Raw genomic sequence first — 598 nt, forward strand, 5'->3', positions numbered from 1 at the left:
CAACGATTATGACAGTCGCACGACCGGGTTTGAACGTCGCCGGAATCGACACCCACAAAGACTCGCTGCACATCGGGATCATCTCCCCTGTCGGAATCCCGATCATCGACCACGAGTTCGCCTGCACTGCGGACGGATACTCTGCGGCGGTCACGTTCATCACCGACCATGGTCCGGTCGGGCTGGTCGGAGTCGAGGGAACCAGTAGCTACGGGACCGGGATCACCCGACGGCTACAGACTGCCGGGTACACGGTCGTCGAGGTCTACGGTGGGCGTCCCTCGTCCCGTCGAAACAACGGCAAGTCCGACCCCCTTGATGCATACGAGGCCGCCCGCGCCGCCCTGGCTGACGATGGCACCTCAACGCCGAAGGACGAGCGGACCAACATCCTGCGAGGCCTGCACCTGGCCGCCCGGTCAGCAGTGAAAGCACGAACCACAGCGATCAACCAGATGCGTGCAATCCTGATCTCTGCGCCCGAAGCCATCCGCGAGAAGTACCGTCACCTGGACTCAACGCACCTGGTCACCGCTCTGGCTGTCTGCCGACCAGCCACGCAGAACGACCTGATCGCAGTAACAACACTGACGACACT

The 598-nt window shown here is 62.5% G+C and carries 1 protein-coding gene; it reads left to right on the forward strand.

Annotation, left to right across the window (positions count from 1 at the left end; all coding sequences use genetic code 11):
• Window positions 1–8: 8 nt before the first annotated feature.
• Window positions 9–598: IS110 family transposase (locus GM1_RS21320; RefSeq protein WP_157436259.1), on the forward strand; the 590-nt coding region annotated here is incomplete at its 3' end.

The organism is Gordonia malaquae NBRC 108250, from assembly GCF_000344135.1.
In the GTDB taxonomy this organism is placed as follows: domain Bacteria; phylum Actinomycetota; class Actinomycetes; order Mycobacteriales; family Mycobacteriaceae; genus Gordonia; species Gordonia malaquae.